32 protein-coding genes are annotated in these 25,360 nt (G+C 59.9%); 16 read left to right on the top strand and 16 right to left on the bottom strand.

Translation table 11 applies throughout. The features are described from left to right. Positions 1-12 precede the first annotated feature (12 nt). On the bottom strand, positions 13-303 hold the full coding sequence (locus GQF03_RS04050; RefSeq protein WP_161337885.1) for a hypothetical protein: 291 nt from the start codon (positions 301-303) through the stop codon (positions 13-15). Between the two features lie 155 nt (positions 304-458). Here GQF03_RS04050 and GQF03_RS04045 point away from each other — a divergent pair, with 155 nt between their 5' ends. Continuing rightward, on the top strand, positions 459-1,538 hold the full coding sequence (locus GQF03_RS04045; protein WP_206376230.1) for a COX15/CtaA family protein: 1,080 nt from the start codon (positions 459-461) through the stop codon (positions 1,536-1,538). Between the two features lie 24 nt (positions 1,539-1,562). On the opposite strand, the gene GQF03_RS04040 is transcribed toward GQF03_RS04045, so the two are convergent. From GQF03_RS04040 to GQF03_RS04030, 3 genes are all read right to left on the bottom strand, one after another. Next, positions 1,563-1,964, bottom strand: coding sequence for a hypothetical protein (locus GQF03_RS04040; RefSeq protein WP_161337884.1), 402 nt, complete (start codon positions 1,962-1,964; stop codon positions 1,563-1,565). A gap of 63 nt (positions 1,965-2,027) precedes the next feature. Then, positions 2,028-2,816, bottom strand: a complete 789-nt coding sequence (locus tag GQF03_RS04035) for a CsgG/HfaB family protein (RefSeq protein ID WP_161337883.1) — start codon at positions 2,814-2,816, stop codon at positions 2,028-2,030. Continuing rightward, the gene (locus GQF03_RS04030) at positions 2,800-3,213 is read right to left on the bottom strand and encodes a hypothetical protein (RefSeq protein ID WP_161337882.1); all 414 of its coding nucleotides are present in this window, start codon (positions 3,211-3,213) and stop codon (positions 2,800-2,802) included. Before GQF03_RS04030 ends, GQF03_RS04035 begins: the two co-directional genes overlap by 17 nt. An 88-nt stretch (positions 3,214-3,301) precedes the next feature. Here GQF03_RS04030 and GQF03_RS04025 point away from each other — a divergent pair, with 88 nt between their 5' ends. Beyond that, positions 3,302-3,685: a VOC family protein gene (locus GQF03_RS04025; RefSeq protein WP_174238720.1), complete on the top strand. Its 384-nt coding sequence runs from the start codon at positions 3,302-3,304 to the stop codon at positions 3,683-3,685. 6 nt (positions 3,686-3,691) lie between these two features. On the opposite strand, the gene GQF03_RS04020 is transcribed toward GQF03_RS04025, so the two are convergent. The 3 genes from GQF03_RS04020 to GQF03_RS04010 are packed head-to-tail and all read right to left on the bottom strand — an operon-like array spanning position 3,692 to position 6,275. Beyond that, entirely contained in the window at positions 3,692-4,969 is a 1,278-nt protein-coding gene (locus GQF03_RS04020) for an O-acetylhomoserine aminocarboxypropyltransferase (protein ID WP_161337880.1), read from the bottom strand. After that, a complete protein-coding gene (locus GQF03_RS04015; RefSeq protein ID WP_161337879.1) occupies positions 4,966-5,463 on the bottom strand; it encodes a CoA-binding protein in 498 nt (165 codons plus the stop codon). The genes GQF03_RS04020 and GQF03_RS04015 overlap by 4 nt, the downstream gene beginning before the upstream one ends. Positions 5,464-5,468: 5 nt before the next feature. Beyond that, on the bottom strand, positions 5,469-6,275 hold the full coding sequence (locus GQF03_RS04010) for an enoyl-CoA hydratase (protein WP_161337878.1): 807 nt from the start codon (positions 6,273-6,275) through the stop codon (positions 5,469-5,471). Positions 6,276-6,394: 119 nt separating this feature from the next. Between GQF03_RS04010 and GQF03_RS04005 the strand changes: the two genes are divergently transcribed. From GQF03_RS04005 to rpsI, 3 genes are all read left to right on the top strand, one after another. Next, the gene (locus GQF03_RS04005; RefSeq protein WP_161338108.1) at positions 6,395-6,805 is read left to right on the top strand and encodes a PaaI family thioesterase; all 411 of its coding nucleotides are present in this window, start codon (positions 6,395-6,397) and stop codon (positions 6,803-6,805) included. Between the two features lie 177 nt (positions 6,806-6,982). Further along, the gene (gene rplM / locus GQF03_RS04000) at positions 6,983-7,447 is read left to right on the top strand and encodes a 50S ribosomal protein L13 (protein ID WP_161337877.1); all 465 of its coding nucleotides are present in this window, start codon (positions 6,983-6,985) and stop codon (positions 7,445-7,447) included. Between the two features lie 2 nt (positions 7,448-7,449). After that, a complete protein-coding gene (gene rpsI, locus GQF03_RS03995) occupies positions 7,450-7,983 on the top strand; it encodes a 30S ribosomal protein S9 (protein ID WP_161337876.1) in 534 nt (177 codons plus the stop codon). An 87-nt stretch (positions 7,984-8,070) separates the two neighbouring features. Here the strand turns inward: rpsI and GQF03_RS03990 are convergent, their stop codons facing one another. Beyond that, on the bottom strand, positions 8,071-8,625 hold the full coding sequence (locus tag GQF03_RS03990; protein ID WP_194237075.1) for a hypothetical protein: 555 nt from the start codon (positions 8,623-8,625) through the stop codon (positions 8,071-8,073). Between the two features lie 467 nt (positions 8,626-9,092). Between GQF03_RS03990 and GQF03_RS03985 the strand changes: the two genes are divergently transcribed. Both GQF03_RS03985 and GQF03_RS03980 read left to right on the top strand, forming a co-directional pair. Beyond that, positions 9,093-9,986 carry a fatty acid desaturase gene (locus GQF03_RS03985; RefSeq protein ID WP_161337875.1) on the top strand — a complete coding sequence of 298 codons (894 nt, stop codon included), beginning with the start codon at positions 9,093-9,095 and terminating at the stop codon, positions 9,984-9,986. Between the two features lie 143 nt (positions 9,987-10,129). Then, a complete protein-coding gene (locus tag GQF03_RS03980; RefSeq protein WP_161337874.1) occupies positions 10,130-10,654 on the top strand; it encodes a hypothetical protein in 525 nt (174 codons plus the stop codon). Between the two features lie 18 nt (positions 10,655-10,672). Here GQF03_RS03980 and GQF03_RS03975 read toward each other — a convergent pair whose 3' ends face one another. Together GQF03_RS03975 and GQF03_RS03970 are read right to left on the bottom strand one after the other, a co-directional pair. Further along, entirely contained in the window at positions 10,673-11,653 is a 981-nt protein-coding gene (locus GQF03_RS03975) for an MBL fold metallo-hydrolase (protein WP_161337873.1), read from the bottom strand. Between the two features lie 79 nt (positions 11,654-11,732). Beyond that, complete coding sequence (locus tag GQF03_RS03970) at positions 11,733-13,091, bottom strand: MFS transporter (RefSeq protein WP_161337872.1); 1,359 nt, start codon at positions 13,089-13,091, stop codon at positions 11,733-11,735. Positions 13,092-13,252: 161 nt separating this feature from the next. Here GQF03_RS03970 and GQF03_RS03965 point away from each other — a divergent pair, with 161 nt between their 5' ends. Beyond that, positions 13,253-14,029 carry a DUF169 domain-containing protein gene (locus tag GQF03_RS03965; RefSeq protein ID WP_161337871.1) on the top strand — a complete coding sequence of 259 codons (777 nt, stop codon included), beginning with the start codon at positions 13,253-13,255 and terminating at the stop codon, positions 14,027-14,029. Positions 14,030-14,221: 192 nt separating this feature from the next. Then, the gene (locus tag GQF03_RS03960; RefSeq protein ID WP_161337870.1) at positions 14,222-14,755 is read left to right on the top strand and encodes a PAS domain-containing protein; all 534 of its coding nucleotides are present in this window, start codon (positions 14,222-14,224) and stop codon (positions 14,753-14,755) included. Here the strand turns inward: GQF03_RS03960 and GQF03_RS03955 are convergent. The 4 genes from GQF03_RS03955 to GQF03_RS03940 form a co-directional block, all read right to left on the bottom strand. Further along, a complete protein-coding gene (locus tag GQF03_RS03955; RefSeq protein ID WP_161337869.1) occupies positions 14,752-15,381 on the bottom strand; it encodes a CatA-like O-acetyltransferase in 630 nt (209 codons plus the stop codon). The genes GQF03_RS03960 and GQF03_RS03955 overlap by 4 nt on opposite strands. A 3-nt stretch (positions 15,382-15,384) precedes the next feature. Next, on the bottom strand, positions 15,385-15,921 hold the full coding sequence (locus tag GQF03_RS03950) for a SixA phosphatase family protein (RefSeq protein WP_161337868.1): 537 nt from the start codon (positions 15,919-15,921) through the stop codon (positions 15,385-15,387). 87 nt (positions 15,922-16,008) lie between these two features. Next, positions 16,009-16,482: a GFA family protein gene (locus GQF03_RS03945; protein WP_161337867.1), complete on the bottom strand. Its 474-nt coding sequence runs from the start codon at positions 16,480-16,482 to the stop codon at positions 16,009-16,011. A 34-nt stretch (positions 16,483-16,516) separates the two neighbouring features. Then, positions 16,517-16,936 (bottom strand): GFA family protein, encoded by a 420-nt coding sequence (locus tag GQF03_RS03940; RefSeq protein WP_161337866.1) that lies wholly within the window; start codon positions 16,934-16,936, stop codon positions 16,517-16,519. A gap of 399 nt (positions 16,937-17,335) precedes the next feature. On the opposite strand from GQF03_RS03940, the gene GQF03_RS03935 reads away from it, so the two are divergent. The 4 genes from GQF03_RS03935 (at position 17,336) to GQF03_RS03920 (ending at position 19,682) form a co-directional block, all read left to right on the top strand. Further along, positions 17,336-17,545, top strand: coding sequence for a cold-shock protein (locus GQF03_RS03935; RefSeq protein WP_161337865.1), 210 nt, complete (start codon positions 17,336-17,338; stop codon positions 17,543-17,545). Positions 17,546-17,699: 154 nt separating this feature from the next. Continuing rightward, a complete protein-coding gene (locus GQF03_RS03930; protein WP_161337864.1) occupies positions 17,700-18,032 on the top strand; it encodes a hypothetical protein in 333 nt (110 codons plus the stop codon). A 39-nt stretch (positions 18,033-18,071) separates the two neighbouring features. Continuing rightward, positions 18,072-19,133, top strand: a complete 1,062-nt coding sequence (argC, locus tag GQF03_RS03925) for an N-acetyl-gamma-glutamyl-phosphate reductase (RefSeq protein ID WP_161337863.1) — start codon at positions 18,072-18,074, stop codon at positions 19,131-19,133. 24 nt (positions 19,134-19,157) lie between these two features. After that, positions 19,158-19,682 (top strand): gamma carbonic anhydrase family protein, encoded by a 525-nt coding sequence (locus tag GQF03_RS03920; RefSeq protein ID WP_161337862.1) that lies wholly within the window; start codon positions 19,158-19,160, stop codon positions 19,680-19,682. A 105-nt stretch (positions 19,683-19,787) separates the two neighbouring features. Here GQF03_RS03920 and GQF03_RS18825 read toward each other — a convergent pair whose 3' ends face one another. Then, positions 19,788-20,270, bottom strand: a complete 483-nt coding sequence (locus GQF03_RS18825) for a hypothetical protein (protein WP_240958715.1) — start codon at positions 20,268-20,270, stop codon at positions 19,788-19,790. A 46-nt stretch (positions 20,271-20,316) separates the two neighbouring features. Between GQF03_RS18825 and GQF03_RS18820 the strand changes: the two genes are divergently transcribed. Beyond that, on the top strand, positions 20,317-20,811 hold the full coding sequence (locus tag GQF03_RS18820; RefSeq protein ID WP_240958702.1) for a cytochrome P460 family protein: 495 nt from the start codon (positions 20,317-20,319) through the stop codon (positions 20,809-20,811). A gap of 30 nt (positions 20,812-20,841) precedes the next feature. Here GQF03_RS18820 and phaC read toward each other — a convergent pair whose 3' ends face one another. Then, positions 20,842-22,683 (bottom strand): class I poly(R)-hydroxyalkanoic acid synthase, encoded by a 1,842-nt coding sequence (gene phaC / locus GQF03_RS03910; protein WP_161337860.1) that lies wholly within the window; start codon positions 22,681-22,683, stop codon positions 20,842-20,844. Between the two features lie 221 nt (positions 22,684-22,904). On the opposite strand from phaC, the gene GQF03_RS03905 reads away from it, so the two are divergent. Next, positions 22,905-24,050 (top strand): OmpA family protein, encoded by a 1,146-nt coding sequence (locus tag GQF03_RS03905; protein WP_161337859.1) that lies wholly within the window; start codon positions 22,905-22,907, stop codon positions 24,048-24,050. 101 nt (positions 24,051-24,151) lie between these two features. Continuing rightward, a complete protein-coding gene (locus GQF03_RS03900; protein ID WP_161337858.1) occupies positions 24,152-25,360 on the top strand; it encodes an LL-diaminopimelate aminotransferase in 1,209 nt (402 codons plus the stop codon).

Here is a 25,360-nt window from a genome sequence, read left to right as displayed (position 1 = left end):
CTTGCACTATCCTCACTGCGGCATGCCCTTCGAAAAATCCGGATATTCGTAGCCGTTGGGGAAGGGGGTTTTGGGCGGGCCGGCGACTTTCGTGGTGATGTTTTTCGAGCGGCAGCGGGGATTGCCGCAGACCATGCGCTTCGCAATCTCCTCGACGGGGAGGGTATAGACATCGTCGCGCGGCATCCGTTTCCGCAGCCGGGTGACCAGATGGTCGGTGACCAGCACGGCCGAGCGGGTGCAGTCGTTGCAGCAGACCTCGACCTGCTGCTTATAGATTACAAGTTGCCAAACGAATGCCATGTGCAATTATAAAAACACGTCCTTAAAGTTGTCAATCGGTAAAAATCTTCTATTTTAAGGGGATTTTTCGCCGCCGCCCTTCGCCCTGCGACCGAGTGCCGCAAGGGGTGCGGCTCCCCATTGATTTTGCGCAGCTTTCGGCTATGTTGCGGGCCATGACAACGGAACTGCATAGGCCGGCGGCGATGGCCGCCCCCGACGGGTGGCGGCTGGTGATCGGCTGGCTCACGCTGGTGGCCGTCCTCGTGTTCGCGATGATCGTGCTCGGCGGCGTCACGCGGCTCACCAATTCGGGCCTCTCCATGACCGACTGGAAGCCGGTGACGGGCTGGCTGCCGCCGCTCAGCCATGAGGCCTGGACGGCGGAGTTCGAGCGCTACAAGGCCTTTCCCGAATATCAGAAGATCAACAAGGGCATGAGCCTTGCCGAGTTTCAGGGCATCTATGCCTTTGAATATGCGCACCGGGTGCTCGGGCGGGTCATCGGTCTCGCCTTTTTCCTGCCCTTCGTGATGCTGCTGTTATTGAAGAAGATCCCGCGTAGCATGGCGCCACGGCTCGCGCTCCTCTTCCTGCTCGGCGCGGCGCAGGGGGGCATGGGCTGGTTCATGGTGAAAAGCGGCCTCGTCGATCATCCGGACGTCAGCCATTATCGCCTGACCGCGCATCTCGCGCTCGCCAGCCTGATTTTCGCGGTGCTGATCTGGACGATCCTCGACCTTGCGAAATCGCCGCCGCGCGCCGCCGCCACCGCCATGGTGCGGCGGACGGGCTATCTGCTCCTCGTCCTCGTTGCGCTGCAGATCCTGATCGGCGGCTTTGTGGCCGGGCTCAACGCGGGCTTCATCTATACGGACTGGCCGCTGATGGGCGGGAATTTCGTTCCGGCGGAGATGTGGGAGCTGGCGCCCTGGTACCATAATTTCCTCGAAAATCCGGCGGCGATCCAGTTCACCCACCGGATGCTTGGCTATGCCATCGCCCTCGTCGCACTCTGGCTCTATCTGGTGAGCCGGGGCGGCAACGCGGGCGCGCGGCTGGGCCTCGGTATTTCGGTGCTGGTGAGTGTCGTGTTCCTGCAGGTCTTCCTCGGCATCGCGACGCTGCTCTATGTGGTGCCGGTGGCCCTCGGCGCGGCGCATCAGGCGGGCGGCATGCTGGTGCTGGCCGCGGCGGTCTTCGTCACCCATGAGCTCCGGTCGGCGCGGGCATCAGAAAAACCGGCCAGCGGTTAAGCTGACCGGTCTCCAAACATTTGATTACCTGAGGAAATCACCCCAACCCCATCCGTTCGGAGAAGGAGAATCCTCCACGGCGCCGTCTGCGGGAACGCCGGTCTGGATGCCCCCGCTGAAATTCTCCGCATAATAGGTGTTCGCGCCGATGGCCGTATTGCTGACGCCGGTGTAGGAAAATTCACCGGAAGACGGAAGGCCGAAGATGACCGGGGCACGCACGTCGTCATTGATGACGGTGAGGGCTGCTACTCCACCAATATTACTGGATCCGTAAGTCGCCGAAGAATCGCCGCCATTGGTGATGGAACCGAACGCGCCGCCGATATGGACATGGTTCTGGCCGCTGATGTCGCTCCCGCCGAAGGCAAATGCCGGTCCCGCCAGCAGGGCGAGGGCCATGGTCGTGATAATAAGTTTCTTCATTGAATATTCCTTTCGCGATAATGAATAAATAAAAGACGCAATCCTGTTGATTAATACTATTTTCTAGCTTTTTTCCGACCGCTCCTCGACCCCCTCGACGGCATCGACGATCTGCTGGCAGTCGTTGCGAAGATCGGGGTTGAGCTGGGTCAGCATTTCGTAGAAGCCGAATTGCAGCATCGAGCGGAGCGAGAGCTGCAACGGTTCGCGGTTCTGGCCGCTGATGTCGAGATCGACGAGGGTGTCGCCGAAGAAACGCCCGATGCCGAAGCCCGCCTCGTCGGCGAAGATCTGCTTGGAGATATTGACCGCCGCCAGCACCTCGGACGTGCGGGCGTTGGTGAGATGCAGGTCGAGCCCGACGATGGCCCTGTTCTGGCGATAGCGCGGGCCGATCCCGGCGATGGTCAGCTCCGCCGCCGCGCCCGGGATGAAGTCGAGCGTATTGATCGAGCCGGTGATGTAGTAATCCATCCGCGTGAGTTCCTTGGCGTCCCGGATGCCGAGCTGGATTTCCGAGATGACGGGACGGGGATCGCGCCGGTTGACGACGCTTTCCGCCTTCGCCTTGATCAGCGTCGTCTGCATCATGTCGCCCGCGCCCTGGGTGACATATTTTCCGGTGCCCGCATATTCGCCGCTGAATTTGCCGGTGGCATCGGCGATCTCCCCGACCGCCCAGACCCCGCCGAGCTTGGCGCGGGTCGCGATGCATCTGATCAGCCGGTCATAGGGCGTCACCACCGTCTGCACGGGCGGCCCCTCGGGCAGGGTGATGTTTTCATGGCTCGTGGCGATGCAGCCGCCCAGCAGCATCGGCAGGATCAGGCAGCCTTTAATTATTGTATGCATTGTCTGTAGTTACCGTGCAAGACGTCTCGCCGCTGGTGCTCGTGTGTTCTCCCGATGTCTCGACGGAGGTAATGCTGCTCACCGCGCCGCAATTGGTCGTATTGACGAAGATATGGTCGAGTTGGTTGCCGTTGAAGATCGTCTGGGCGCCGATCGTGGTCGTCTGCGCGCCGATATTGGTGATGAAGGTATTATGCTGGTTGAAGCCGTCGTAATAGCCGTTTTCCTTCTTTTCAATCAGCTCGGCGATGATAGACTTCGTCAGAATGTCATAGGAGGTCTGAAAGCCCGCGCTGTTGTTCCGCCCCTCGGCCGCCGATACGGTGCCATCCTTGGCCGCGGCGAGCGAGGGCAAGGTAATGAGCAGGAGCGGCGCAACTATAGTTAAGTATTTCATGATTTTTCCTTAATAATGACACTTTTTTACTTAAGTAGTATAAAATAAAAATCATGCAACTGGTAATTTAAACAAAATAAAGAAAAAAATAATGATAAAGAACCTCGATCATCTTGTTTTGACCGTCGCCGATATTGAACGAACGAAGGCGTTCTATTGTGAAATATTGGGGATGATTTATGAGGAATTCGGCGAGGGTCGGCGGGCGCTCAGGTTCGGAAATGCGAAAATCAACCTGCATCTCGCCGGTCATGAGTTCGAGCCGAAGGCGCATCTGGCGAAACCCGGCACGGCGGATCTCTGCTTTATTATCGAGGGGGAGTTGGTCGAGATGCGCGCGCGGCTGGAGGCGGCCGGGGTTGCCATTCTCGAAGGGCCGGTCAAACGGACCGGGGCGAGGGGGCCGATCACGTCACTCTACGTGCGCGACCCCGATCTCAACCTGATAGAGCTATCGGTGTATGATAGCTGATGCCGATTAGCAGGCGGCGAGGGCCTGGTCCAGATCGGCGATGATATCCTCGACATTCTCGATGCCGACGGAGAGGCGGACGACGTCCGGCCCGGCGCCCGCCGCGATCTGCTGTTTCTCGCTCAACTGCCGGTGGGTGGTGGAGCTGGGATGGATGATCAGGCTCCGGGTATCGCCGATATTGGCGAGATGGGAGAACAGCTCCACCGATTCCACGACCTTCACGCCGGCGTCATAGCCGCCCTTGACGCCGAAGGTGAAGACCGCGCCGGCGCCGCCATTGAGATACTTCTGGCCGAGGTCGTAATATTCATCGTCCTTCAGTCCGGCGTAGCAAACCCAGCTCACCTTGTCATGGCCCTGCAGATATTCCGCGACTTTCAGCGCGTTGGCGCTGTGCCGTTCCATGCGCAGCGGCAGCGTCTCGATCCCGGTCAGGATCATGAAGGCATTGAAGGGGGAGAGGGCCGGGCCGAGATCGCGCAGGCCCAGCGCCCGGCAGGCAATGCCGAAGCCCAATTCGCCAAAGGTCTCATGGAATTTCAGCCCGTGATAGGACGGGTTCGGCTGGCTCATGGTCGGGTATTTGTCCGACGCGCTCCAGTCGAACTTGCCGGAGTCAACGATGATTCCGCCCATGGAATTGCCGTGACCGCCGAGGAATTTCGTCGCCGAATGCACCACGATATCGGCGCCCCATTCGATCGGGCGGCAGAGATAGGGCGAGGCCATGGTGTTGTCGACGATCAGCGGGATGCCCGCGTCATGAGCGATCTTGGCAATCGCCTCGATATCCGTGACGACGCCACCGGGATTGGCGAGACTCTCGATAAAGATCGCCTTGCATTTCGGCGTCAGGGCTTTCTTGAAGTTTTCCGGGTCTTTCGGGTCGACGAAGATGGCGTTCCAGTCAAATTTCTTGAACGACTGGCTGAACTGGGTGATCGAGCCGCCATAAAGACGGGTGGAGGCAAGAAATTCATCGCCCGGCTGCATCAATGTATGAAAGACAATCAGCTGCGCCGCATGACCGGAGGAGACCGCAAGACCGGTTGCCCCGCCTTCCAACGTCGCCACCCGTTCCTCCAGCACCGCATTTGTCGGGTTGGTCAGGCGGGAATAGATATTGCCAAAGGCCTGAAGGTTGAACAGTTCCGCCGCGTGATCCGCATCGTCAAACACAAAGCCGGAGGTCTGGTAGATCGGCGTGATGCGCGCCCCGGTGGTCGGATCCGGCGCAGCGCCGGCATGGATGGACAGGGTTTCGAATTTTGGAGTACTCATGTTGTTTTTTTCCCTACAAGTTTTGATTTTTTTGATGAAATGACGCCGGAGCGACCGCCCATGAAGGCGATTTCCCCGGACAGTCGCCCGAATTCGATTTTGGGACAGCGGTTCATGACAACCTTGAGGCCCGCCGCCTCGGCCTTTGCCGCCGCCGCGTCATGACGGACGCCGAGCTGCATCCACACGACCTTTGCCTTGATCGCGATGGCCTCATCGACGATGGGCGGGATGGCCTCGCTGGCGCGAAAGCAATCAACCATGTCGACCGGCTCCGGAATGTCCGAAAGGGACGCATAGGCTGTCTCGCCGAGCAGTTGCTGCCCGGCAAGGCCCGGATTGACGGGGATGCAGCGATATCCCTTGCGTTTGAGATATTTCATAACGTAGTAGCTCGGCCGGGCGGGGTTGCTGCTCGCGCCGACGACGGCGATGGTGGTCACCTCATTGAGGATGCCGCCGATATAGTCATCGGCGTAAGCGTCATGATTCATGCGCGTTATTTCCCCTGCCACTCGGGATCGCGCTTGGCCATAAAGGCGTCGATCCCCTCGCGCGCGTCATGGGTCTGCATATTTTCCGTCATCACGCGCGAGGTGAAGGCATAGGCGTCGGCCAGCGACATGGGAAGCTGCTGATAGAACGCGGTTTTGCCGATCCGGACGGTCAGCGGCGACTTGCCGGCGATCCGCGTCGCGAAATGCATGACCCGTTCGGTCAGTTCCTCGGCGGAGACGGCGGCGTTGATCAATCCGGTGCGCGCGGCCTGTGCGGCGTCGATAAACTCCCCCGAGAGCAGCATCTCCATCGCATGCTTGGGCGAGACATTGCGGCTGATGGCGACCATGGGGGTGGAGCAGAAGAGCCCGAAATTAACACCGGGCGTTGCGAATTTCGAACTCTCCGTGGCAAAGGCGAGATCGCAGGAGGCGACCAGCTGCGCGCCCGCTGCCGTGGCGACGCCGTCGACCTTGGCGATCACCGGCTGCGGCAGATGGACGACGCTCTGCATCAGGGTGCTGCATTGCTCGAACAGGGCGAGCATGGCGGCCTCGCGATCCTCGGCGGCGATTTCCTTGAGATTGTGGCCCGAACAGAAGACGGGGCCCTTGCCCTCGATAATCACCACATGGACCTCCTTCGAGGTCTTGATCTCGTCGAGGATTTTCTGCAGCCGCGCCATCATGTTCCGCGACAGGGAATTGCGCGTCGCCGGATCGTCGAGCGTGATGGTGGCGATCCTGTCGGCAATAGTGACGGTAACGATGTCTCTGTTCGTCTCTTCGGCTTTTTCTTGTGCGGACATGGCGGCGGCGTTTCCTCATTCCCGGTTATTTTTGCGCTAGCATAAAGCATTCTTGTGATCGGACAAAAGAGCTTATATCTTTTTTGTAAAGAGAAGAGGAGAAAGCGCCCGTGCCCGTGATGACCGCCGACGAACTGGAAGCCTTTAACCGGGAGCATTTCCCGCAGGTCGATCACCTCGGCCTGAAGGTCGAGCAGGTGGACGATAGCTCCATCACCATCAGCATGACAACGCGGGAGCGGCATCTGCGCCCGGGCGGCACGGTCTCGGGCCCGACGATGATGGAGCTGGCCGATGCGGCGATGTATCTTCTCCTGCTCGCGCAGATCGGGCCTGTCGCGCTCGCCGTCACCACCAGCCTCAATATCAATTTCCTGCGCAAGCCCGAGCCGGGCCGGATGCTGGCGAAGGGGCGTATCCTGAAGCTCGGCAAGACGCTGGCGGTCGGTGAGTTCAGCCTGTTCGCCAATGGCGGCGAGGAGCCGGTCGCGCATGTCACCGCGACCTATTCCATCCCGCCGAAACGCTAGGCGTTTGCCGCGGCGAAAAATTGCGGTATTATAATACCGCTATCGTAAAAGAGTGAAATAACAGCATTATTTCGGTTGACGGCGGAACAAACTGGGTTTATACCGCGCATCAAGACCGGGGAGCCCTTTGCTCCCTTTATTTTGTTATGGCACGCTCTACGCGAAGGCTTGAGTTAAATGAAAACCTATTCTGCAAAACCGTCCGAGGTGGAGAAGAAATGGCTGCTGATCGATGCCGAAGGGCTCGTTCTTGGCCGTCTTGCCTCGATTATCGCGACCCGCCTGCGCGGCAAGCATAAACCCATGTATACGCCCAACATCGATTGCGGCGACAATGTCATTGTCATCAACGCGGAAAAAGTCGTGCTGACCGGCAAGAAGCTGTCCGACAAGGTGTTCTACTGGCACACCGGCTATCCGGGCGGCATCAAGAGCCGGACGGCGGAAAAGACCCTGTCCAGCGCCCATCCCGAACGCCTCCTGATGAAGGCGGTTGAGCGGATGATCCCGCGCGGTCCCCTGGGCCGGGAGCAGTTCAGCAACCTGCGCGTCTATGCCGGCCCTGAGCATCCGCACGCCGCCCAGAACCCGGAAGTTCTGGATGTTGCATCGATGAATGCCAAGAATGTAAGGAGTGCCTGAGTATGGCCGATGAAGCAAACTCCCTCGAGGATCTGAAAGACCTGACCGACGGCACCGCGAAGGATGCCCCGGCAGGCGAGCCCGGCGCGGAAGTCATTCACGCCGCCGAAGTCATCGATGCGGCGCCGGTTGATCCGGTGATCGACAGCCTCGGCCGCTCCTACGCGACCGGCAAGCGGAAGAACGCCATTGCCCGCGTCTGGATCAAGCCCGGTTCCGGCAAGGTCACCGTCAACGGCCGCGACCAGGAAGTCTATTTTGCACGCCCCGTGCTCCGCATGATCCTGCTGCAGCCGTTCGAGATTACCGACCGCGTCGGCCAGTTCGACGTGATCTGCACGGTGAAGGGCGGGGGTCTCTCCGGCCAGGCCGGTGCGGTCCGCCACGGCATTTCGAAGGCGCTCACCGCCTATGAGCCCGCCTTGCGCGGCGCGCTGAAGGCCGAGGGCTTCCTCACCCGCGACAGCCGCGTTGTGGAACGGAAAAAATACGGCCGCGCGAAAGCCCGCCGCAGCTTCCAGTTCTCCAAGCGTTAATCGCGAGAGCTATATACGACACGGAAAAGGGCTCGCTTCGGCGGGCCCTTTTTTAGTTGTGTGTTGGGGGGATGGCATTAATCTGAATTATTTGGATCGGATGGCGTCGGAGCCATCCTCTTCCTCAGGAAGACTAAACTCCATATCTTTAGCGCCGATTTCATTAGCCCTTTCGAGCAAGGTATTATAAGCGGCAGCTGTCAATCCCGGAGTATTATTTTTGTAAAGGCGCCTAATAACAAAGTGTGGGTTGATTATTACTGCGTGCGATAAATCTCCTCTGGAACCTGCAGCTGTCTTGATGAATCCAAATTCCTCCAAACTTAACATTCTTTCGCGCCAAGTTCGGATCGCTCTCTGTCCAGTGAATCCCGACTGAAATGCTAAATCTTCTTGCTTGCTTAAACTGACATACATTTCGTCGAAGGCAGTGCACCAGAGTACGAAATATGTTCGCGACGCGGGTTTGTTTTTTGTCAAACCATCAATTATATTCATGACAATTGGAAGGGTTCTGGGAATGCTTGTAAAGCCATCATACAAGTTGCGATCCCAAAATTCATTTTCCGGTAAGTCAGGCCACAGCTTAGATCTTAACGCTAGTGTTTTTTTGCCAACCTTTCGGCGTCTAAGGCTCGCCATATTGAACTCCTTTTGTTAAAATAGGGTTGAGGTTTGGACGCTCAACCCTCCCGCCATCCGAAGGCCCACTAACCGATTTTGGATATTCGGCTGTGTCTCCAGTCTTCGGTGGCGGTATTGTTAAAATATTAAAAAAATCCTTTTAAATCAATGGATTAAAAATTTCATCGCAAAACCACGTTGTCCCGAGAGCGCGTATTTCGCAAGACAATATGGCATAAATATGCCAACTCGTCAATAGAAATGGCAAATACATATGTGTTAATTCTATATATATCATAACATTAAATGGAAATGGCTGTGCTCGCGGTGATCAGGTGATCGCCGTACTCACTGTGCTCACTAGTCCTCGGGGGAAAAAGGGGATAGGAAGTCAGTTTAGTAATACTAAGAAAACAAATAGAATCGCAACATTTCGCCCAAAATGCCGCATTTCAATGCGCTGCTTTCTGCCGTAAACTCGGCGCATGGACAGTCGTGACTTTATCAAATCCCTGACGAGGGCACAGCGTTCGAGCCTGACGCGCCGCTCGGATGCGAAGGGGCTTATGCATCTTGGCGGGCAGGCGGGGCTGATCCTGCTGATCGGGGCGCTGATCGCGATGCAGGGGCCGGGCTGGCCGCTTCTGATGCTGCCGCAGGGAATTCTCATAATCTTCCTGTTCCCCGCGCTGCACGAGAGCGTCCATCGCACGGCCTTTAAAAGCCTCTGGCTCAACAAGCTGGTGGCGGCGGTCTGCGGCGTCCTCCTCCTCTTGCCGGCGGAATGGTTCCGCTATTTCCATATCGAGCATCACCGCTTCACCCAGGACCCGACGCGCGACCCGGAGCTTGCCACGCGAAAGCCCGCAACGCTCACGCAGTATCTCTGGCAGGCCTCCGGCGTGCCGATCTGGATCTCCCACACAAAGACGCTCCTCAAGAATGCGGCGGGGCGGGCGGATGATCCCTTCCTGCCCGAACATGCCCGCGCCGCCATCGCGGGGGAGGCGCGGGGGATGCTCCTTATCTATGCGGCGCTTGCCGCGGGCTCGGTGCTGGTCGGCTCGGCGCTGCTGCTCTATGTCTGGGTGCTGCCCGCCGTGATCGGCCAGCCGTTCCTGCGGCTCTATCTGATGGCCGAGCATGACGGCTGCCCCGAGGTTCCGAATATCTTCGCCAATACCCGCACGACGCTGGCCAACCGGCTGGTGCGGCGGCTCGCCTGGAACATGCCCTTCCATGCGGAGCATCACGCCTATCCGGCGGTGCCGTTTCATTTGCTTGAGAATTTCCACATGCTGACCCGGCCGCATCTGCAGGTGACCGCGCCGGGCTATCTCGCCTTCCATCGGGATTATATCCGGCGGCTCCGCGGCTAGGCGCGGGCCCGCCGCCGACCCGCCGCCGACCCGCCGCCGGCGCCGCCTATTTCGCATCTTCCAAGAAACCAGTTGATTTTTGCGAATGAATATCATTATCATTAGCTATAGGATGTTTTAACGTTTGAAGTGAGTTTTAGAGAATGGCAAACCCCAACCCCGCCCCGAACAAGTTGAGCGACCTCAGTTTTCCCGAGCAGCTGACCCTCTGGAGCCTGCGTTTCTGGTCGGACGGGTTTCGCCAGAATTATTCGCCGTATGAAACACTGAGGGAGGCCTATGCGCGGGCCAACTGCCCGGCGGGTTTGTTGGCGCTGGATAATTTCCTGTCGCTCGTCGTTGCCGGCCACAGCCGCGTCGTCGATTTCCGCTGCCCCTGTTGCGGCGGCATATCGGAGGATGAATGGCGGCTGCTGCAATCGCTGGCGCTGGTGCAATCGGGGGGCGGGGCGCGGATCGCGGACCTGCTGTCCCATTTTCTCGAGCCCGCCACGGCGCGCATCGCCCGGACGGTCATCTATGACTGGGCCGGGGAACTCAAGGAAAGCGGGCTTGTCCTGCCGATGCGCGACGGCGTCCTCGCGGCGATCCCGGTGGCGCGGGCGGTGACCGGGACTGGGTCGGTGCTCCGGGTCTATGCAAACCGGGGCAACATGCGGCTGCATTGATGGCCGCGCCGTTGCGCCTCACGCAGCTTTGAGTGATCTTGTTTCGCCGATCCGGAGGAGGAGGGCGTTCTCCTCCCCATAGCCCTGGTCGATGGCGGCCCGGCGGAAGCGGTCCGGTGCCTCGAACGGATCCTCGGGCGTGAGCAGGACGGTACCCCAATGCATGCCGAGGGCCTGCTTCGCGCCGATCGCGCGGACGATTTGGATGGCTTCCTCGGGCGTTGCATGCACCATCTTCATGATCTCGCGCGGCTCATAGGCGCCGATGCCGACGAGGGCGAGGTCGAAGGGCGCCTGGCGCGCGCCGATCTCATGAAAGATCTCGCCATAGGCCGTATCGCCGGAAAACCAGATATTCTCCTTCGCCGTCCGAATGCCGAAGCTCGCCCAGAGGGTCTTTTTCTGGTCATGAATGCCGCGGCCGGAGGAATGCACGGCCGGCAGCGTCGTCACGGTCAGCCCGTCCGCCGTCCAGCTTTCCCACCAGTCCATCTCGATCACCCTGGCGAAGCCGCGCTTCTCGATAAAGGATTTGAGGCCGAGAGGGACGATCACCTGCGTATGGTCCTTGTGCGGATAGGCGGCGAGCGCCCGCGCATCGAGGTGGTCGTAATGGTTATGGCTGATGACCATGACGTCGGCGCGCGGCAGTTCGTCGGCCTTCAGCGCGGCGGGAACATAGCGCTTGGGCCCCATCCGGGCGGGCCCGGCATAGTCGGTGAGATAGGGATCCGTCAGGATCACCTTGCCGCCGGTGCGAATGATGAAGGCGGCATGGCCGAGCCAGGTCACGCTCGGGTTGCCGCCCGCGAGGATGCCGTCATCGACGGCGGCCCGGTCCAGCACATGGCCCTCGGGGATCTCGGGCTGCCGCTGCTTCTTGCCGAGCTGCCGGTAGATAAAGCGGATGAGGCGGCGCTTGCGGATGCGCAGGTTCGGGCTTCCCTCCGGATTGCGAAAGCCGCCCTTCGGATTGTGATGATAGGGTCGCGCCGTCATATTCTCTTCCCTTTTCGCTCAGACCTGATCATTACATCGCATTTTTCGCCCGAATTTCAATAGTCGCGGCCGGGCGGCGCTAGGCCGCTTCCCGCCGCAGCCGCAGGAAACCGATGGCCACGACCAGCGTCATCAGCCCGCCCGACAGCCAGTACAGGCCGTCAAACCGGCCAACGCCGGCGAGGATCGTCCCGCAGAGCGCCATGCTGACGGTGCCGCCCAAAAGCTGCGCCGTCATTGTCAGGCCGCCGCTCTGGCCGAGCTTCTCCGCCGGGACCGTATTGACGATGGCGCGGCGGGTGGAGACAAAATGAAAGGGCAGGGCGCAGCCCCAGGCCACCAGCGCCGGGATCAAAATCCAGTAGGTATCGAAATTCACGAAAATCGCGAGCCAGATCATGCCCGCCGCATTCAGCGACAGACCGATAAGGGAGACGATCCGCGCATCATATCTGTCGGAAAATTCACCGACGACGAGCGACGCGAAGAGGGAGGGCAGCACCGCCGGGATCAAGGCGACCCCCGCCATGAAGGGCGAGAAATGAAGGGTCTTTTGCAGGAACAGCGCCCCGAAGACGATCAGCGCGATCTTGCCGAACTCGCCCATGAAAACAATGCTGTTCATCACCGAGATTGTCGGCATGGAAAACAGCTCCAGATCGAAGAGCGGGTTTTGAATTTTAAGCTCCAGAACGACAAAAAGGCTGAGCGACACGAGGCCGATGACAATTCCGGCAATGATAAAGGGATTGCTCCAGCCGTAATCGGGCACTTCCATGATCGCGACGACAAGGGCGGCAAGCCCGATGATGAGCGCCACAAGCCCCGTCAGATCGAAGCGGCCCTGTGTCTTGCCGGCGCTCCGGTCGGGTACCTGCCAGGCGATAAAGACGGTCAGGGCAACGGCGATTACGACGGGGATGTTGATCCAGAAAATCCAGCGCCAACTCAAGACATCTGTCAGGAAGCCGCCGACCAGCGGTCCCATCGAAATGAAACAGCCACCGATGGCCGTCTGGATGCCAAAGGCGCGGCCGCGTTCCTCGGGGGCGAAGACAGTCGTGATCATAGCAACGGTGAAGGGAAAGATCACGGCGGCGCCCAGCCCTTGCGCGGCGCGGGCAGCAATCAGCGCGGCGCCGCTGTCGGCGATGCCGCAGGCAATGGTGGACAGGCCGAAAATGCCGAGCGCGCCCAGAAACAGGCTGCGATAGCCAAACAGGTCGCCCATCTTGCCCGCCGCCGCGGCGAGCGCCGTGAAAACAAGGAAATAGGCGTTGACGATCCAGTGCGAATTGACCTGGGACATGCCCAGTTCGCGCTGGATTGTCGGCAAGGCAACCCCGACCACCGTCTCGTCGAGCACAATGAGCGCGAGCGCGCCCCCCATGGCCGCCAGCACCCACCATTTCCGATTTGCGTTATTGATCTGGATCATTCCGCACCTTACCGGTATTGTAATAACAATAGCGCCGGACGGTTGCCAAAAAAGAATAACAGCGGCCGGGCATTCAGTGATTTCATTTCCGCATAAGACGGGCAAGATGACAGGAAGTCGCTTTCCTGTCACGCTTGATAAAAAAGAACGGGAGAAGAATATTGACGAAACTCGAAGATTTCTACGACTGGGACGCCATTCTCGACGGCCTCAACAAATATCTCCGCCTCCGGGCGACGCCGATCGGCATGAAGCTGTTCGAAACGAAGGAGGAAATGGAGGCGGTCGAGAAAATCCGCCGGCCACAGAACATTCACACCGCCGATCAGATCGTCGCCCAGGCCTGCCGCCTCGGCTGGACGGTTGGCGTGACGGCCGATGATTTTGTCGGCGCGCAATGCGGCGCGGTTCTCGGTATCCGGCCCCAGGACGCGGAATGGCAGAAGGGGGAGCGCTATGCTGGGGTCTGGTATGAAACCCCGGAAGATGCGCGCAATCATCAGGCGGCCATGACCGTCGTCCCCTCGGGCCAGTTCACGGCGATGGCGGTCTCGCCGCTCGCCTCGAAACGGCTGAACCCGCCGGATATCTGCCTGATCTACGCAACCCCGGCGCAGATGATCATCTTTATCAACGGCCTGCAATGGGCGGGATACAAGAAGCTCGATTTCTCTGTCGTCGGCGAATCCTCCTGCGCGGATAGCTGGGGACGGGCGCTTTCCACCGGGGAGCCGAGCCTGTCGCTGCCCTGTTTTGCCGAGCGGCGCTACGGCGGCGTGCTGGAGGATGAACTGCTCATGGCCATTCCGCCCGCCTATCTGCCCAAAGTGGTGGAGGGGCTGGCGGCGCTGTCGAAAAACGGCCTGCGCTATCCCATTGCGCAATATGGCATCCAGAACGATGTCCGCGCCGGTATGGGCGTCAGCTATAGCAAGTAAGCGGCGGCCCGGCTCCGCGGCGGGGTGATCCGCCCCGTTGCGAGAGGCGTGGCGGCCCGAGGGCGGAAATATCCGTTTGGCAGATCCGGGTTAAATGGGTATATTCCCCGCCGCTAAAAAAAGTAAAAATTTGCGATTTCTGTCGGGCGGGCGTTGGGCCGGCAGTTGCCATCGGTCGCGGGGAGGGAAAATATGAAGCTGAAGAAATTCGACGAAATCGACTGGACAACGCCCGATGCGGAGCAGTTCGCGCTCTATTGGCGCGGCCTTGAGCCCGACGCCGACGTCCCGCACCGCAGAAGTTTCGATCCGATGCGGATTTCGGCGCTGCTTCCCTTTATCGCGATATATGAGGTTCTCTCCCGCGATGAGATCATCTACCGCCTGGCGGGCACGGCCATCGTCGAGCGGTTGGGCAAGGAAGTGACGGGCAAGAATTTCCTCGATTTCTGGGAGGGGGAGCCGCGGGAGCGGGCCGCCTCGTCCATGTATGAATGCGTGTCGCGGCCCTGCGGCATCTTCAGCGAGCTGAGCGGCACCGCCGAGAGCGGCGGAACCGAGAGCAGCGTCGCCGTCGGTTTTCCGCTGCTCGATGACAGCGGCGATTGCAACCGGCTTGTCTTCTATTCGACCGGATTTCAGCTCACCCGCACGCGCGTCCCCCGCGAAGACCAGATCCGGACCCTGTCGGCGGCGAGAGGCACCTTTATCGACCTCTCCCGCTAGAATTCCGCCAGGTTTTTCTCCAGCAACTCATAAAATTTTGCGGCGTGATAGCCGTCCATCAGCGCGTGATGCACCTGCAGATTGACGGAGATGCGGGCGCGCGCCCCGTCCTCGACGATCTTGCCCCAGGCAATGCGCGGAATGCAGTCATCCTTGCCGGCGAGGGGATGGGTGATGGCGGTGAAATCGATCCAGGGCATGCAGCTCAGATATATCCACTGATCCTCCCCGGCGATCTCGTCATCGAGGGCGGTCTGCCGTTTCGCCGCCGCCACCGTCTCGCGGCAGTGGGCGTCGAAGGACGGCCAGTCATCGACGAAGGAGGTCTGGCAGAAGGCGAAGCCGTCGCCGCCGATCGGCACGGTGAAGGAGGCATGGACGACGTCATGCTCGATCACCGTCTCGCCGCGAAAGCGGGTGCGGAATTCGGGGATCGCGTTCACCGTCTTCATGAGGCAGAACAGCGTGACATTGAAAATGGAGAGCCCGTCGGCCCGCGTCCGTTTCCGAGCCGCCGTGATATCGACCGGCGCGGTCAGGCTGAAATGCGGGAATTCCTGGCCGCGGAAGAGGAGATACTGCTCCCGCCGTGGCCAGGAATCAAAAGTGATGACCTTGCCGTCCATCCGCTATTCCTCCTCCTCCTCGCCGCCGGGAAGCATTTTCGGTGTTACGTAATGGACCAGCTCGCCGCGCCCGTCAAGCTGGCGCCAGGTCGGAATATCGAAGCGGATATGGGTGAGGGCGGCGGTCGGGTATTTCGTCTCGATCTGCCGGTAGCCGTTGTCCGGTTCGGGCCGCGCGAGGGCGAGCGCCATCTGCTGCATCGTCGGGTTATGGCCGATGATCATGACATGCGCCTCGTCGATGGCGGACCCCTTGAGATAGGAGACGAGCCCGCTGCCTTCGCCCGCCGAGTAAATGGACTTTTCGATCTGAACCTCGGTCCCGTCGGGAAGGAAGGGTTCGATCTGCGCCAGCGTCTCGCGTGTCCGCTTCGCCGGCGAGCAGAGGATCAGGTCCGGGAAAATTGCATTCCTGGAAATATATGTTCCGATTTTGAGCGCCGCCCGACGACCCCGGCCGGTGAGCGGCCGGTCAATATCGCTACGCGTCCGGTCGGACCAGCTTGATTTCGCGTGCCGCAGCAATGTCAATTTGCGCATGACTGTCTCATTCCCGTTATCTTACTGAATGTGCGGTGTATCAGTCCCGCATGGAGGTAATATGACAGAAATCTGGCCCGTCTGCGGCTAACTTTCAAGACCCAGCCTTCGATGCCAGTCGGCGATGGATTCTTCGGGATAGTCGTCGAAGACCTTGTCCTGCGGCCCAGCCTCCAGCGGGACCCATGCCTTTTTCGATCCGACCATCAGGAAGGTGCGCTCCGGCGCCGCGGGAAGCTCCGTATCGATCGCCGAGGCGAAGGGATGGATCAGCTCCGGCCAGCGCGGATCATGGACCCAGAGCGCGCTGCCGCAGTGTTTGCAGAAATGCCGTCGGGCGGGGCTTACCTCGTCCCCCTCCAGTTTGGCCTGATAGACGGAGATATTTTCCTCCCCCTCGATTTTCAGGCTCGCCGCGTCGCCGCCGAGATTGATGGCGAACCCACCGCCGCCCTGCGTCTTGCGGCAGATCGAGCAGAAGCAATAGTTGAACGGGTAGGGATGGGCCGAGGCGAGCGAAAACCGTACCGCGCCGCAATGGCAGGAGCCGTCAAGTTTCATCTGTCTTTCCTTTGCTGTGTCCGGGGCTGTGCGGCTATCCGCTTTTCAGGTCTTCCGGATAGGTGTCGTACTGCGGAATACCGTCCGCAATGTCGTAATAATCCTTCTTGTCGGCAACGAAGATATGATGGCTGGTTTTAAGCCCGGTGTCCCCATCGAGGCTGCCGGCGAGAATGCTCTGATGGCTGCCGTCCTTCATCCGCCAGAAAAGACTGCTGCCGCATTCGCTGCAAAAACCACGCTCCGCATAACCGGAGGAGCTGTACCATTTAAGCCCTTCATCCTTGGTGAGGTGGAAATGTTCCTTGGGCGTGGCGGTGGCGGCAAAATAATGGCCGCTTGTCTTCTGGCACTGGCCACAATGGCAGGAGATGATATCGCGCAGCGGCCCGTCGATTTCATAGCGGACCGCGCCGCAGAGGCAACCGCCGGTTTTCACTTGCTCCCTTTGCATATTCCTTCTCCTTCGTGCTGCCGGTCAGGTCGCAAGAATAGCCCGACTCGGCGGGGGCGTCAGCAACAAAAGGGGGGTGGATCCGCGCCTTGAATACAGGGCTGTTTCCGGCGGACTTCCGGGGGTTAACAGGCTGTTAGCCCTAAGAAATGCTTAAAAAATAAGCGCGGATACTAACATTTATGCAACGGAGGCGGCGAGGCGTCACAAAAAATTGATTTTGCTGAAATGTTTCTTGCAAAAACCCTAATTATCAATTACGCGAGTCAACGGGAGGCGAAAATTCAAGGCTGCATGCCGGCCGGCAATGACGCTTCCGAGGTCAACCGGCTGTTACAAATGGGCACGACGACATCGCTGGTTACCTGTTATATAGAATGTGTGTCCAGGAGACTTAAAATGGCAAAAGGTACTGTAAAGTGGTTTAACCCGACCAAAGGATACGGTTTCATCGCTCCAGATGAAGGCGGGTCAGACGCTTTCGTGCATATTACGGCTGTTGAACGGGCCGGATTGACGACCCTTCAGGAAAACGCAAAAGTTCAGTATGAACTTGTTGAAGGTCGCAACGGCAAATCATCGGCGGAAAATCTCGAGCTGCTGGACTGAGACGAAGGTTCCGATACGAGAAAGAAAAGGCGGCTCACCAGCCGCCTTTTTTTATGGCCCGCCGGGGGCAGAGCGACGAGAACGCTTTGCGCATCCGGCAAAATCGTGTAAGAAACGCCGCTGAAACGGGCTGCGGCACAACAGGAAAACCAAGATGACCTACCCGATCCGGAACGCGGACGATATCGATATTGACGCGCTCGGCATCCCTCTCGATGCCGACGGGGCGTTCTCCATCCAGGTGAAGGATTATGTCCATCGCCTGACGGGGGAGGAGTTGGTGCAGGAAATGCGCGACCAGCTCGATGTGCGCAGTTCCGTGCGCGGCGCGCTGCTTCGAAAGGCGAACAAGGATATTCTGGCGGGCCTTAAAAAAGGGCGACTCCGATTGAGCGAGGAGGCCCGCGAGGCCTTCGATCTGAATATGCTGATCTGGTTTGCGGACAAGGCCCTCAAGGGCGAACACCAGAGCTACCTGACGACATAACGCTTTTAGGAGTCTGGCGAAGTACGCCGGAATAAGGACATGACGACAACAACAGAAAAAATCAAGGCCGGGATCCTCGGCGCGAGTGGCTATACGGGGGCGGAGGCCATGCGGCTGCTGCTCCGGCATCCGAATGTCGAGATGACGCTGCTGACCGCCGATCGCAAGGCCGGCCAGCCGGTGGAGGAGGTCTATCCCCATCTCGGCGGCTATGGCCTGCCCGACATGATCTCGGTGGAGGATGCGGACTGGAACACGGTCGATGTCGTCTTCTGCGGCCTGCCCCACGGCACCACGCAGGAGATTATCGCGACCCTTCCCGCGAAGGTGAAAGTGGTCGATCTTTCCGCCGATTTCCGGCTGGACGATCCGGAAACCTACGCCGAATGGTACGGCCATGAGCACCGGGCGCTCGAATTGCAGAAGGACGCCGTTTACGGCCTGACGGAGCTGTATCGGGAGAAGATCAAATCCGCGCGGCTGGTCGCCTGTCCGGGCTGCTATCCGACGGCGGTGCTGCTCTCGCTCGTGCCCCTGGTGGCGGCGGGGCTGATCGATGCGGATGACCTGGTGATCGATGCGAAATCGGGCATCACCGGCGCCGGCCGGGGTCTCAAGCAGAACACGCTTTTCAGCGAGGCGGGGGAAGGCCTCAGCCCCTACAGCATTGCCAAGCACCGGCATGCCCCGGAGATCGAGCAGGAAGTGGCGAAAGCCATCGGCCGGGCCGCCGCCGATCTGCGGGTCAATTTCGTGCCGCATCTGATTCCGATGAGTCGGGGGGAACTGATCACCTCCCATGTCCGGCTCGCCAAGGGGAAGACGGCGGCGGACTTGCGCGCGGAAATCGCGAAACTGTATGAGGGCGAGCCTTTTGTGCGGCTGCTGAAAGAAGGCGCGGTGCCGCAGACCCAGATGGTGCGCGGCTCCAACAATTGCGTGATCAATGTGTTCGAGGATCGTATCCCCGGGCGGGCCATCGTCATTTCGGCGATCGACAACCTGGTGAAGGGATCGAGCGGGCAGGCGGTTCAGAACATGAACCTGATGTTCGGCCTTGAGGAAACGCTCGGTCTCGAACAGGCGCCGCTCTTCCCGTAACAACAACAAGAAAAGACGGAAACCATGGTCAAGAATATCATCCCCTTCAAGGGCACCGCGCCGCAGATCGCCAAGGACGCCTTCATCGCGCCCTCGGCGGATATCATCGGCGATGTGGTGATCGGCGAGGGCTCCAGCATCTGGTTCAACTGCGTGGTTCGCGGCGACGTCAATACGATCCGCATCGGCCGCGGCACGAATATCCAGGACGGCACGGTGATCCATGTCTCCGGCGGTACGCATCCCACGAACATCGGCGATGACGTGCTGGTCGGGCATAACTGCCTGATCCATGGCTGCACGCTGGAGGACGGGAGTTTCGTCGGCATGGGCGCGACGGTGATGGATGGCGCGGTCGTCGAGACCGGCGGCATGGTCGCCGCCGGCGCGCTGGTCACCCCTGGCAAGCGCGTGCCGAGCGGCGAGCTCTGGGGCGGGTCTCCCGCCAAATGCATCCGGCGCTTGAGCGAGGCCGAGGCCGCGTCGCTCAACGAGGGGGCGAAACATTACGCCACCCTCGCCCAGACCTACCGCAAGGAACTGGGGTAGGGGCCTTCCCGACGGAAAGGTCACGACAGGTCAAATTCTCTCACCCGAACGTGAAGACTGTTGAGATTAATTAGGCGTCCCGCCGTTGTAGAGTGTCCCCGGTTTTTAAAAACAGTGGGAGACAATTCTGATGACGGCACCTCGACATAAATTACTGTCCACAACAGTCCTTCCGGCATTGATGGGCGTGGGGGGCTTGCTGCTGGTGGGGGCGGTGGCCGTTCCGCTCTCGGCGATGACGGTCAAGCCCGCGGCGGCGGCCTGCAACCCTTGCGCGGCGAAGAAGCCCGCCAATGCCTGTAACCCCTGCGCGGCCAAGAAGCCCTGCAACCCGTGCAACCCGTGCGCCGCCAAGAAAAATCCCTGCAATCCCTGCAATCCCTGCGCGGCGGCAAAGTCGAGCGCATCGGACTGCGTCGTGCCGTCCGTGCAGAAAGCCGCGGCCTGCAACCCTTGTGCGGCGAAGAAGCCGGCCAACGCCTGCAACCCCTGTAATCCCTGCGCCGCGAAGAAAGCCTGCAACCCGTGCAACCCTTGCGCCGCAAAGAAAAATCCTTGCGCGGCCAGTAACCCCTGCAATCCCTGCAACCCGTGCAATCCCTGCGGTGCTGCTGCCGCGATCTCTGATGTCGAGTTGGAACCGGCTGAGGCCACCGCCGCCTATGAGTGCCTGAATGCGGATATGAAGACGGCCTATGCCGGCTCCGGTGTGCCCGAGGCGGCGCAGTATCTCGACTGGAAAGCCTTCTCAACCGCGCCCTATGCCTCCGCCACCCATGGCGGGCGGCATGTGATGAACTACGCCAATGATGTGGCCAAGGACGCCTATGGCAAATATGAGGAGGTCGGCAAGATGCCGGTCGGATCGATCCTTGCAAAAGACAGTTTCGTTGTCGAGACCAGCGGCGCGGCCTCCGTCGGTCCGCTTTTCCTGATGGAGAAAATGGGCTCCGGCTTCAACGAGGCGAGCGGCGACTGGAAATATACCATGATCCTGCCAAACGGCACGGTCGCCGGGGTGACCAACGGCAAGGGCTCAGAGAATATGGTCTTCTGTTATGAATGCCATATGGCGATGGAGGACACCGACAGCCTGTTCTTCCTGCCCGAGGATCTCCGCGTCAAATAACCGCCTGCGGGCGGCGCGCGGCGGGGGCGGCTATTTCTTGCCGCCCTTGTCGTCGTCCGCGTTATAGGGCTTGGCCCTGATCTTCACATAGCTGCCGGGGGCATCCTCGATCGGTTTGAGCTTGCCCTTCGCCGGATCGCGCGCCGGCACCTTGGGCCCGGACTTCTTGGAGAGCCACTTGTCCCAATAGGGCCACCAGGAGCCCGGATGCTCTTTCGCGTCGGCGAACCAGTCGTCGGCCGTCTTGTATTTCTTCTTCTTCGTATTGGTCCAGTGCTGGTACTTCTTTGCATCCGGATGGTTGATCACCCCGGCGATATGGCCCGAGCCCGCCAGCATGAATTCCGCCGGCCCGCCAAACAGGTTCATGTTCTTGTACACCGAATTGAACGGCGCGATATGGTCTTCCTTGCTGGCCTGGATGAAGACCGGCGTCTTGACCTTTGTTAGGTCGATGGGCTGTCCGCCGAGATTGAGGGCGCCGGGCTTGCTCAGCAGGTTCTTCTGATACATGTTGCGCAGGTAGAAGCTGTGCATCTTGTGCGGCATGTTGGTCGCGTCGGAATTCCAGTAGAGAAGATCGAACGGGAAGGGCGACTTGCCGAGCATGTAGTTATTGATGACGAAGGACCAGATCAGGTCGTTGGATCGCAGCAGGTTGAAGGTATTCGCCATCTCCTTGCCCTCAAGATAGCCCTTCTTCATCTTGCTCTCGACCATCTGGATATGATCCTCGTCGGTGAAGACGAGGAGATCGCCCGCCTCCTCGAAATCGAGCTGGGCGGCGAAGAAGGTGGTCGCCTTGATCCGGTCTTCCTCCCCGATCGCGGCGAGATAGGCAAGGGTGGCCGCCATCAATGTGCCGCCGATGCAATAGCCGATGGTGGTGACTTCCTTCTCGCCGATCGAGGTTTCGATCGCATCGAGCGCGGCAAGAATACCCTCCGCCATGTAGCTCTCGAAGGTTTTCTCCACATGCCGCTCGTCCGGGTTGACCCAGGAAATGATGAACACCGTATAGCCCTTGTCGACGCACCATTTGATGAAGCTGTTCTCGGACTTGAGATCGAGGATATAGAATTTATTGATCCAGGGCGGCGTGATCAGCAGCGGGCGCTTGTACACCTCCTTCGTGGTCGGGGTATACTGGATGAGCTGCATCAGGTCGTTCTCGAAAATCACCTTGCCCGGCGTCACCGCGATATTGCGGCCGACCTCAAAGGCGCTCTCGTCGGTCATCTTCGGGATGAGCTGCCCTTTCGTGCGCTTGAGATCATCGAGCATGTTCTCGAGCCCGTGCACCAGGTTCTCGCCCTTGCTCTCCACCGTCTTTTTCAGCACATCCGGATTGGACCAGAAAAAGTTCGTCGGCGACATCGCGTCGGTATAGAGCTTGGTGTAGAATTCCGCCTTCTTCTTGGTCTGTTTGTCGAGGCCGTCCACCTCCGCCACCGTGTCCTGGATCCAGTTGGCGGTCATCAGGTAGGATTGCTTGATATAGTCGAAAATCTGGTTCTGGCTCCATTCCTCCGACTTGAAGCGCTTGTCGCCCGATTCCGGCGTGACCAGCGGTTTCGCCTCCTCGCCGGTGGCGCGCAAGGCCGCGTTCTGCCAGAGGTCCATGTAGTTTTTCCAAAGCGCCGCCTGCGCCTCGATGATCTTGCCGGGGTCGGCCATCATCTTGTTCATCAGCTCCATGAAGGTCTTGCCGACGGTCGCGGGATCGGGATCGATATGGGTGGGCTGCTGGCTGTTCAGGAATTCGGTCACTAGCTCCTGGCTCTGCGCGGCGATCTTGGCGAAGTTTTCGGCAAATTCCTTCGAGGCTTCGAGCGCTTCCTGGCTGGTTTCGAGCGGTTCCTTGGCAGACATTGAATTCCCTTTTTGTTGAATCAATCTATGCGATTATGGCAGAAAATTTCCGCGATATTGTTTTTTTTAGTGCGTTGTCCGGAGATTTCCAGAAAACGTTGCGAAATTCCCTCCCATATGTTTTATGATAGCTTCGTTTTTTAACAGATTATATCAAAAACTTGCCAATCTCAATGTGCCCGCCGGGCCGGGGGCAACAAGGGGGCGGAGCGGACGTTTCGATGAAAAGGATATCAATCGCTTTGGAAAACCGCGGTTCAATCGTCATGCGGGTGGCCCTGGGTGCGACCCTCGCGCTGTTCCTGCTGGCCGGCGCCGGCTGCTCCACGGATAACACCGAAGAGCAGGAGGCGGCGGAATATCCGAACCTGAACAAGGTGCCGGAGAAGCCGGAGACGGTGGCAGCCCTCGCCGAAGCCGACAAGATCGGGGAGGGGTTGCGCGCCGATCGCGAGAATGCCCGCTATACCGACGAATCCTTGCGCGCCGACACCTCTTTGCAACCGCCGCTCGCACGGCCGGAGCCCAAGGTGGAGACGGTGACGACCGAGGTGAGCGAGAAAATTACTGAAACCGCCGGAACGACGACGGTGACGGAAACCGTGAAGGAGACGGTGGAAGAGGTGAAACCGGCTGCGCCGGTGGTCGCCAAGGTTGAGCAGGAGCCGGTGCAGAAAGCGCCGCTCGCTCCGCCTGCGGTGGCGCCCGAGCCCAAGACGGAGACCCCGCCGCCCGCGCCGATCCGTGAGCAGGTCATCAGCGGCGAGAGCGCCGCCAAGCCGGCGGTGGAGAGCGTCTTTGAACAGCAGCTCGCCGCCCAGAACGCCACCCGCCTGCCTGAGGGCGTCGCGGCCGACGGCTCCGGCACCGCCACGGCGACCGCAACCGCATCGTCATCCGCAACCGCGCCTGCCACGGCCGCGCCTGCCGCGTCCGGCAGCGAACAGATCACCTTGAGACCGCCCGCCAACGATGGCGGACGGACGATCCCGAACTATGCCGCCTCCGACGGGACGACGCCGATCGAGACGATCTATTTCGCCCAAGGATCCCACCGCATCAACGGCGAGGACCGGGTCAAGCTCGACCGCATCGCCCGCACCCAGATGGCGGCGGGCGGGACGCTGAAAATCGTCGGTCATGCCTCCAGCCGGACCCGCGAGATGGCGGAGGAAAAGCATATGATCGTCAATCTCAATGTCTCGCAGCAGCGGGCGGCGGCGATCGCGGAATATTTCATCCGGGCGGGGGTCGCGCCGACCGATCTTGTGATCGAATCCGTGAGCGATACCGAACCGCGGATCAGCGAGCCGATGCCAAGTGCGGAAGCAATGAACCGGCGAGCGGAAATCTTTCTTCTAAATTAACGAAAAGTCGTTTAAATACCCGCATTAGATATGAACCGGGACCCGGGGGCGGTGCCAAACCGCACTCCGGCCCGAATTGGAATTTGAACAGGACGAGACCGATGGATCCGGATTTCCACCGCATAAAACGCTTGCCGCCTTATGTCTTCGAAGAAGTGAATCGAATGAAAGCCAAGGCGCGAGCGGCGGGCGAGGATATCATCGATCTCGGCATGGGCAATCCCGACAGCCCGACGCCGCAGCATATCGTCGACAAGCTGGTGGAGACCGTGCGCGACGGCCGCACCCATCGCTATTCGACCAGCCGCGGTATCCCGGGCCTGCGCCGCGCCAACGCCGCCTATTACAAGCGCCGCTTCGGTGTCGAGATCGACCCGGAGACGGAAACCATCGCGACCCTCGGCTCGAAGGAAGGGCTGGCCAATCTCGCCATGGCGATCACCACGCCGGGCGATGTGATCCTGTCGCCGAACCCGAGCTACCCGATCCACCCCTATGGTTTTATCATCGCGGGCGCGGTTGTCCGGCATTTCGAGGTTGGGCCGGGGATTGATTTCTTCGCGGCGCTGGAGCGGGCGGTGCGCCACTGCATTCCGTCGCCGACCTGCCTGATCCTCAATTTCCCGTCGAACCCGACGGCGATGACGGTCGATCTCGACTTCTATAAAGAGGTGGTGAAATTCGCCAAGGATCACGGGATGTATATCCTCTCCGATCTTGCCTATGCGGAGATTTACTTCGGCGATGTGCCGCCGCCCTCGATCCTGCAGGTGGACGGCGCGCGCGATATCGCGGTCGAGTTTACCTCGCTCTCGAAGACCTATTCCATGCCCGGCTGGCGCATGGGCTTCGCGACGGGCAACAAGCGGCTCATCGGCGCGCTCGCGCGGATCAAGTCCTATCTCGATTATGGCGCCTTCACGCCGATCCAGGTGGCGGCGACGGCGGCGCTGAACGGCCCGCAGGATTGCGTCGAGGAATTCCGCCAGCTTTACAAGCAGCGCCGCGATGTGCTGATCTCCGGCTTTGCCGCCGCCGGCTGGGAGGTGCCCTCGCCGGAGGCCACCATGTTCGCCTGGGCGCCGATCCCCGAACCCTTCAAGCATCTGGGCAGCCTTGAGTTTTCGAAGCTGCTCCTCAAGGAGGCGAAGGTCGCCGTCGCGCCGGGCCTGGGCTTTGGCGAGCATGGTGATGATTTCGTGCGCGTCGCTATGGTCGAGAACGAGCAGCGGATCCGCCAGGCGAGCCGCAACATCAAGAAATTCATGTCCAATGCCGATGCGCATCTCGGACGGAAAGAGGCGTCGTGA

The sequence above is a fragment of the Sneathiella chungangensis genome, assembly GCF_009882935.1.
Classification (GTDB): Bacteria; Pseudomonadota; Alphaproteobacteria; order Sneathiellales; family Sneathiellaceae; genus Sneathiella; species Sneathiella chungangensis.
The sequence above is the reverse complement of the archived record's forward strand: the minus strand, read 5'-3'. Positions and strand labels throughout refer to the sequence as shown.

What these genes read in the sequence shown, in the direction of transcription:
- GQF03_RS03985 (WP_161337875.1), top strand. Translation starts at nt 9,093, where the DNA reads ATGGACAGTCGTGACTTTATCAAATCCCTGACGAGGGCACAGCGTTCG.
- GQF03_RS03990 (WP_194237075.1), bottom strand. Translation starts at nt 8,625, where the DNA reads ATGGCGAGCCTTAGACGCCGAAAGGTTGGCAAAAAAACACTAGCGTTA.
- GQF03_RS03905 (WP_161337859.1), top strand. Translation starts at nt 22,905, where the DNA reads ATGAAAAGGATATCAATCGCTTTGGAAAACCGCGGTTCAATCGTCATG.
- GQF03_RS04030 (WP_161337882.1), bottom strand. Translation starts at nt 3,213, where the DNA reads ATGAAATACTTAACTATAGTTGCGCCGCTCCTGCTCATTACCTTGCCC.
- GQF03_RS03960 (WP_161337870.1), top strand. Translation starts at nt 14,222, where the DNA reads ATGAAGCTGAAGAAATTCGACGAAATCGACTGGACAACGCCCGATGCG.
- phaC (WP_161337860.1), bottom strand. Translation starts at nt 22,683, where the DNA reads ATGTCTGCCAAGGAACCGCTCGAAACCAGCCAGGAAGCGCTCGAAGCC.
- GQF03_RS03980 (WP_161337874.1), top strand. Translation starts at nt 10,130, where the DNA reads ATGGCAAACCCCAACCCCGCCCCGAACAAGTTGAGCGACCTCAGTTTT.
- GQF03_RS03955 (WP_161337869.1), bottom strand. Translation starts at nt 15,381, where the DNA reads ATGGACGGCAAGGTCATCACTTTTGATTCCTGGCCACGGCGGGAGCAG.
- GQF03_RS03930 (WP_161337864.1), top strand. Translation starts at nt 17,700, where the DNA reads ATGACCTACCCGATCCGGAACGCGGACGATATCGATATTGACGCGCTC.
- GQF03_RS03940 (WP_161337866.1), bottom strand. Translation starts at nt 16,936, where the DNA reads ATGCAAAGGGAGCAAGTGAAAACCGGCGGTTGCCTCTGCGGCGCGGTC.
- GQF03_RS03935 (WP_161337865.1), top strand. Translation starts at nt 17,336, where the DNA reads ATGGCAAAAGGTACTGTAAAGTGGTTTAACCCGACCAAAGGATACGGT.
- GQF03_RS04015 (WP_161337879.1), bottom strand. Translation starts at nt 5,463, where the DNA reads ATGAATCATGACGCTTACGCCGATGACTATATCGGCGGCATCCTCAAT.
- GQF03_RS03900 (WP_161337858.1), top strand. Translation starts at nt 24,152, where the DNA reads ATGGATCCGGATTTCCACCGCATAAAACGCTTGCCGCCTTATGTCTTC.
- rplM (WP_161337877.1), top strand. Translation starts at nt 6,983, where the DNA reads ATGAAAACCTATTCTGCAAAACCGTCCGAGGTGGAGAAGAAATGGCTG.
- GQF03_RS03970 (WP_161337872.1), bottom strand. Translation starts at nt 13,091, where the DNA reads ATGATCCAGATCAATAACGCAAATCGGAAATGGTGGGTGCTGGCGGCC.
- GQF03_RS04010 (WP_161337878.1), bottom strand. Translation starts at nt 6,275, where the DNA reads ATGTCCGCACAAGAAAAAGCCGAAGAGACGAACAGAGACATCGTTACC.
- GQF03_RS03975 (WP_161337873.1), bottom strand. Translation starts at nt 11,653, where the DNA reads ATGACGGCGCGACCCTATCATCACAATCCGAAGGGCGGCTTTCGCAAT.
- GQF03_RS03950 (WP_161337868.1), bottom strand. Translation starts at nt 15,921, where the DNA reads ATGCGCAAATTGACATTGCTGCGGCACGCGAAATCAAGCTGGTCCGAC.
- rpsI (WP_161337876.1), top strand. Translation starts at nt 7,450, where the DNA reads ATGGCCGATGAAGCAAACTCCCTCGAGGATCTGAAAGACCTGACCGAC.
- GQF03_RS04045 (WP_206376230.1), top strand. Translation starts at nt 459, where the DNA reads ATGACAACGGAACTGCATAGGCCGGCGGCGATGGCCGCCCCCGACGGG.
- GQF03_RS04040 (WP_161337884.1), bottom strand. Translation starts at nt 1,964, where the DNA reads ATGAAGAAACTTATTATCACGACCATGGCCCTCGCCCTGCTGGCGGGA.
- GQF03_RS03920 (WP_161337862.1), top strand. Translation starts at nt 19,158, where the DNA reads ATGGTCAAGAATATCATCCCCTTCAAGGGCACCGCGCCGCAGATCGCC.
- GQF03_RS04050 (WP_161337885.1), bottom strand. Translation starts at nt 303, where the DNA reads ATGGCATTCGTTTGGCAACTTGTAATCTATAAGCAGCAGGTCGAGGTC.
- argC (WP_161337863.1), top strand. Translation starts at nt 18,072, where the DNA reads ATGACGACAACAACAGAAAAAATCAAGGCCGGGATCCTCGGCGCGAGT.
- GQF03_RS04035 (WP_161337883.1), bottom strand. Translation starts at nt 2,816, where the DNA reads ATGCATACAATAATTAAAGGCTGCCTGATCCTGCCGATGCTGCTGGGC.
- GQF03_RS04005 (WP_161338108.1), top strand. Translation starts at nt 6,395, where the DNA reads ATGACCGCCGACGAACTGGAAGCCTTTAACCGGGAGCATTTCCCGCAG.
- GQF03_RS04020 (WP_161337880.1), bottom strand. Translation starts at nt 4,969, where the DNA reads ATGAGTACTCCAAAATTCGAAACCCTGTCCATCCATGCCGGCGCTGCG.
- GQF03_RS03945 (WP_161337867.1), bottom strand. Translation starts at nt 16,482, where the DNA reads ATGAAACTTGACGGCTCCTGCCATTGCGGCGCGGTACGGTTTTCGCTC.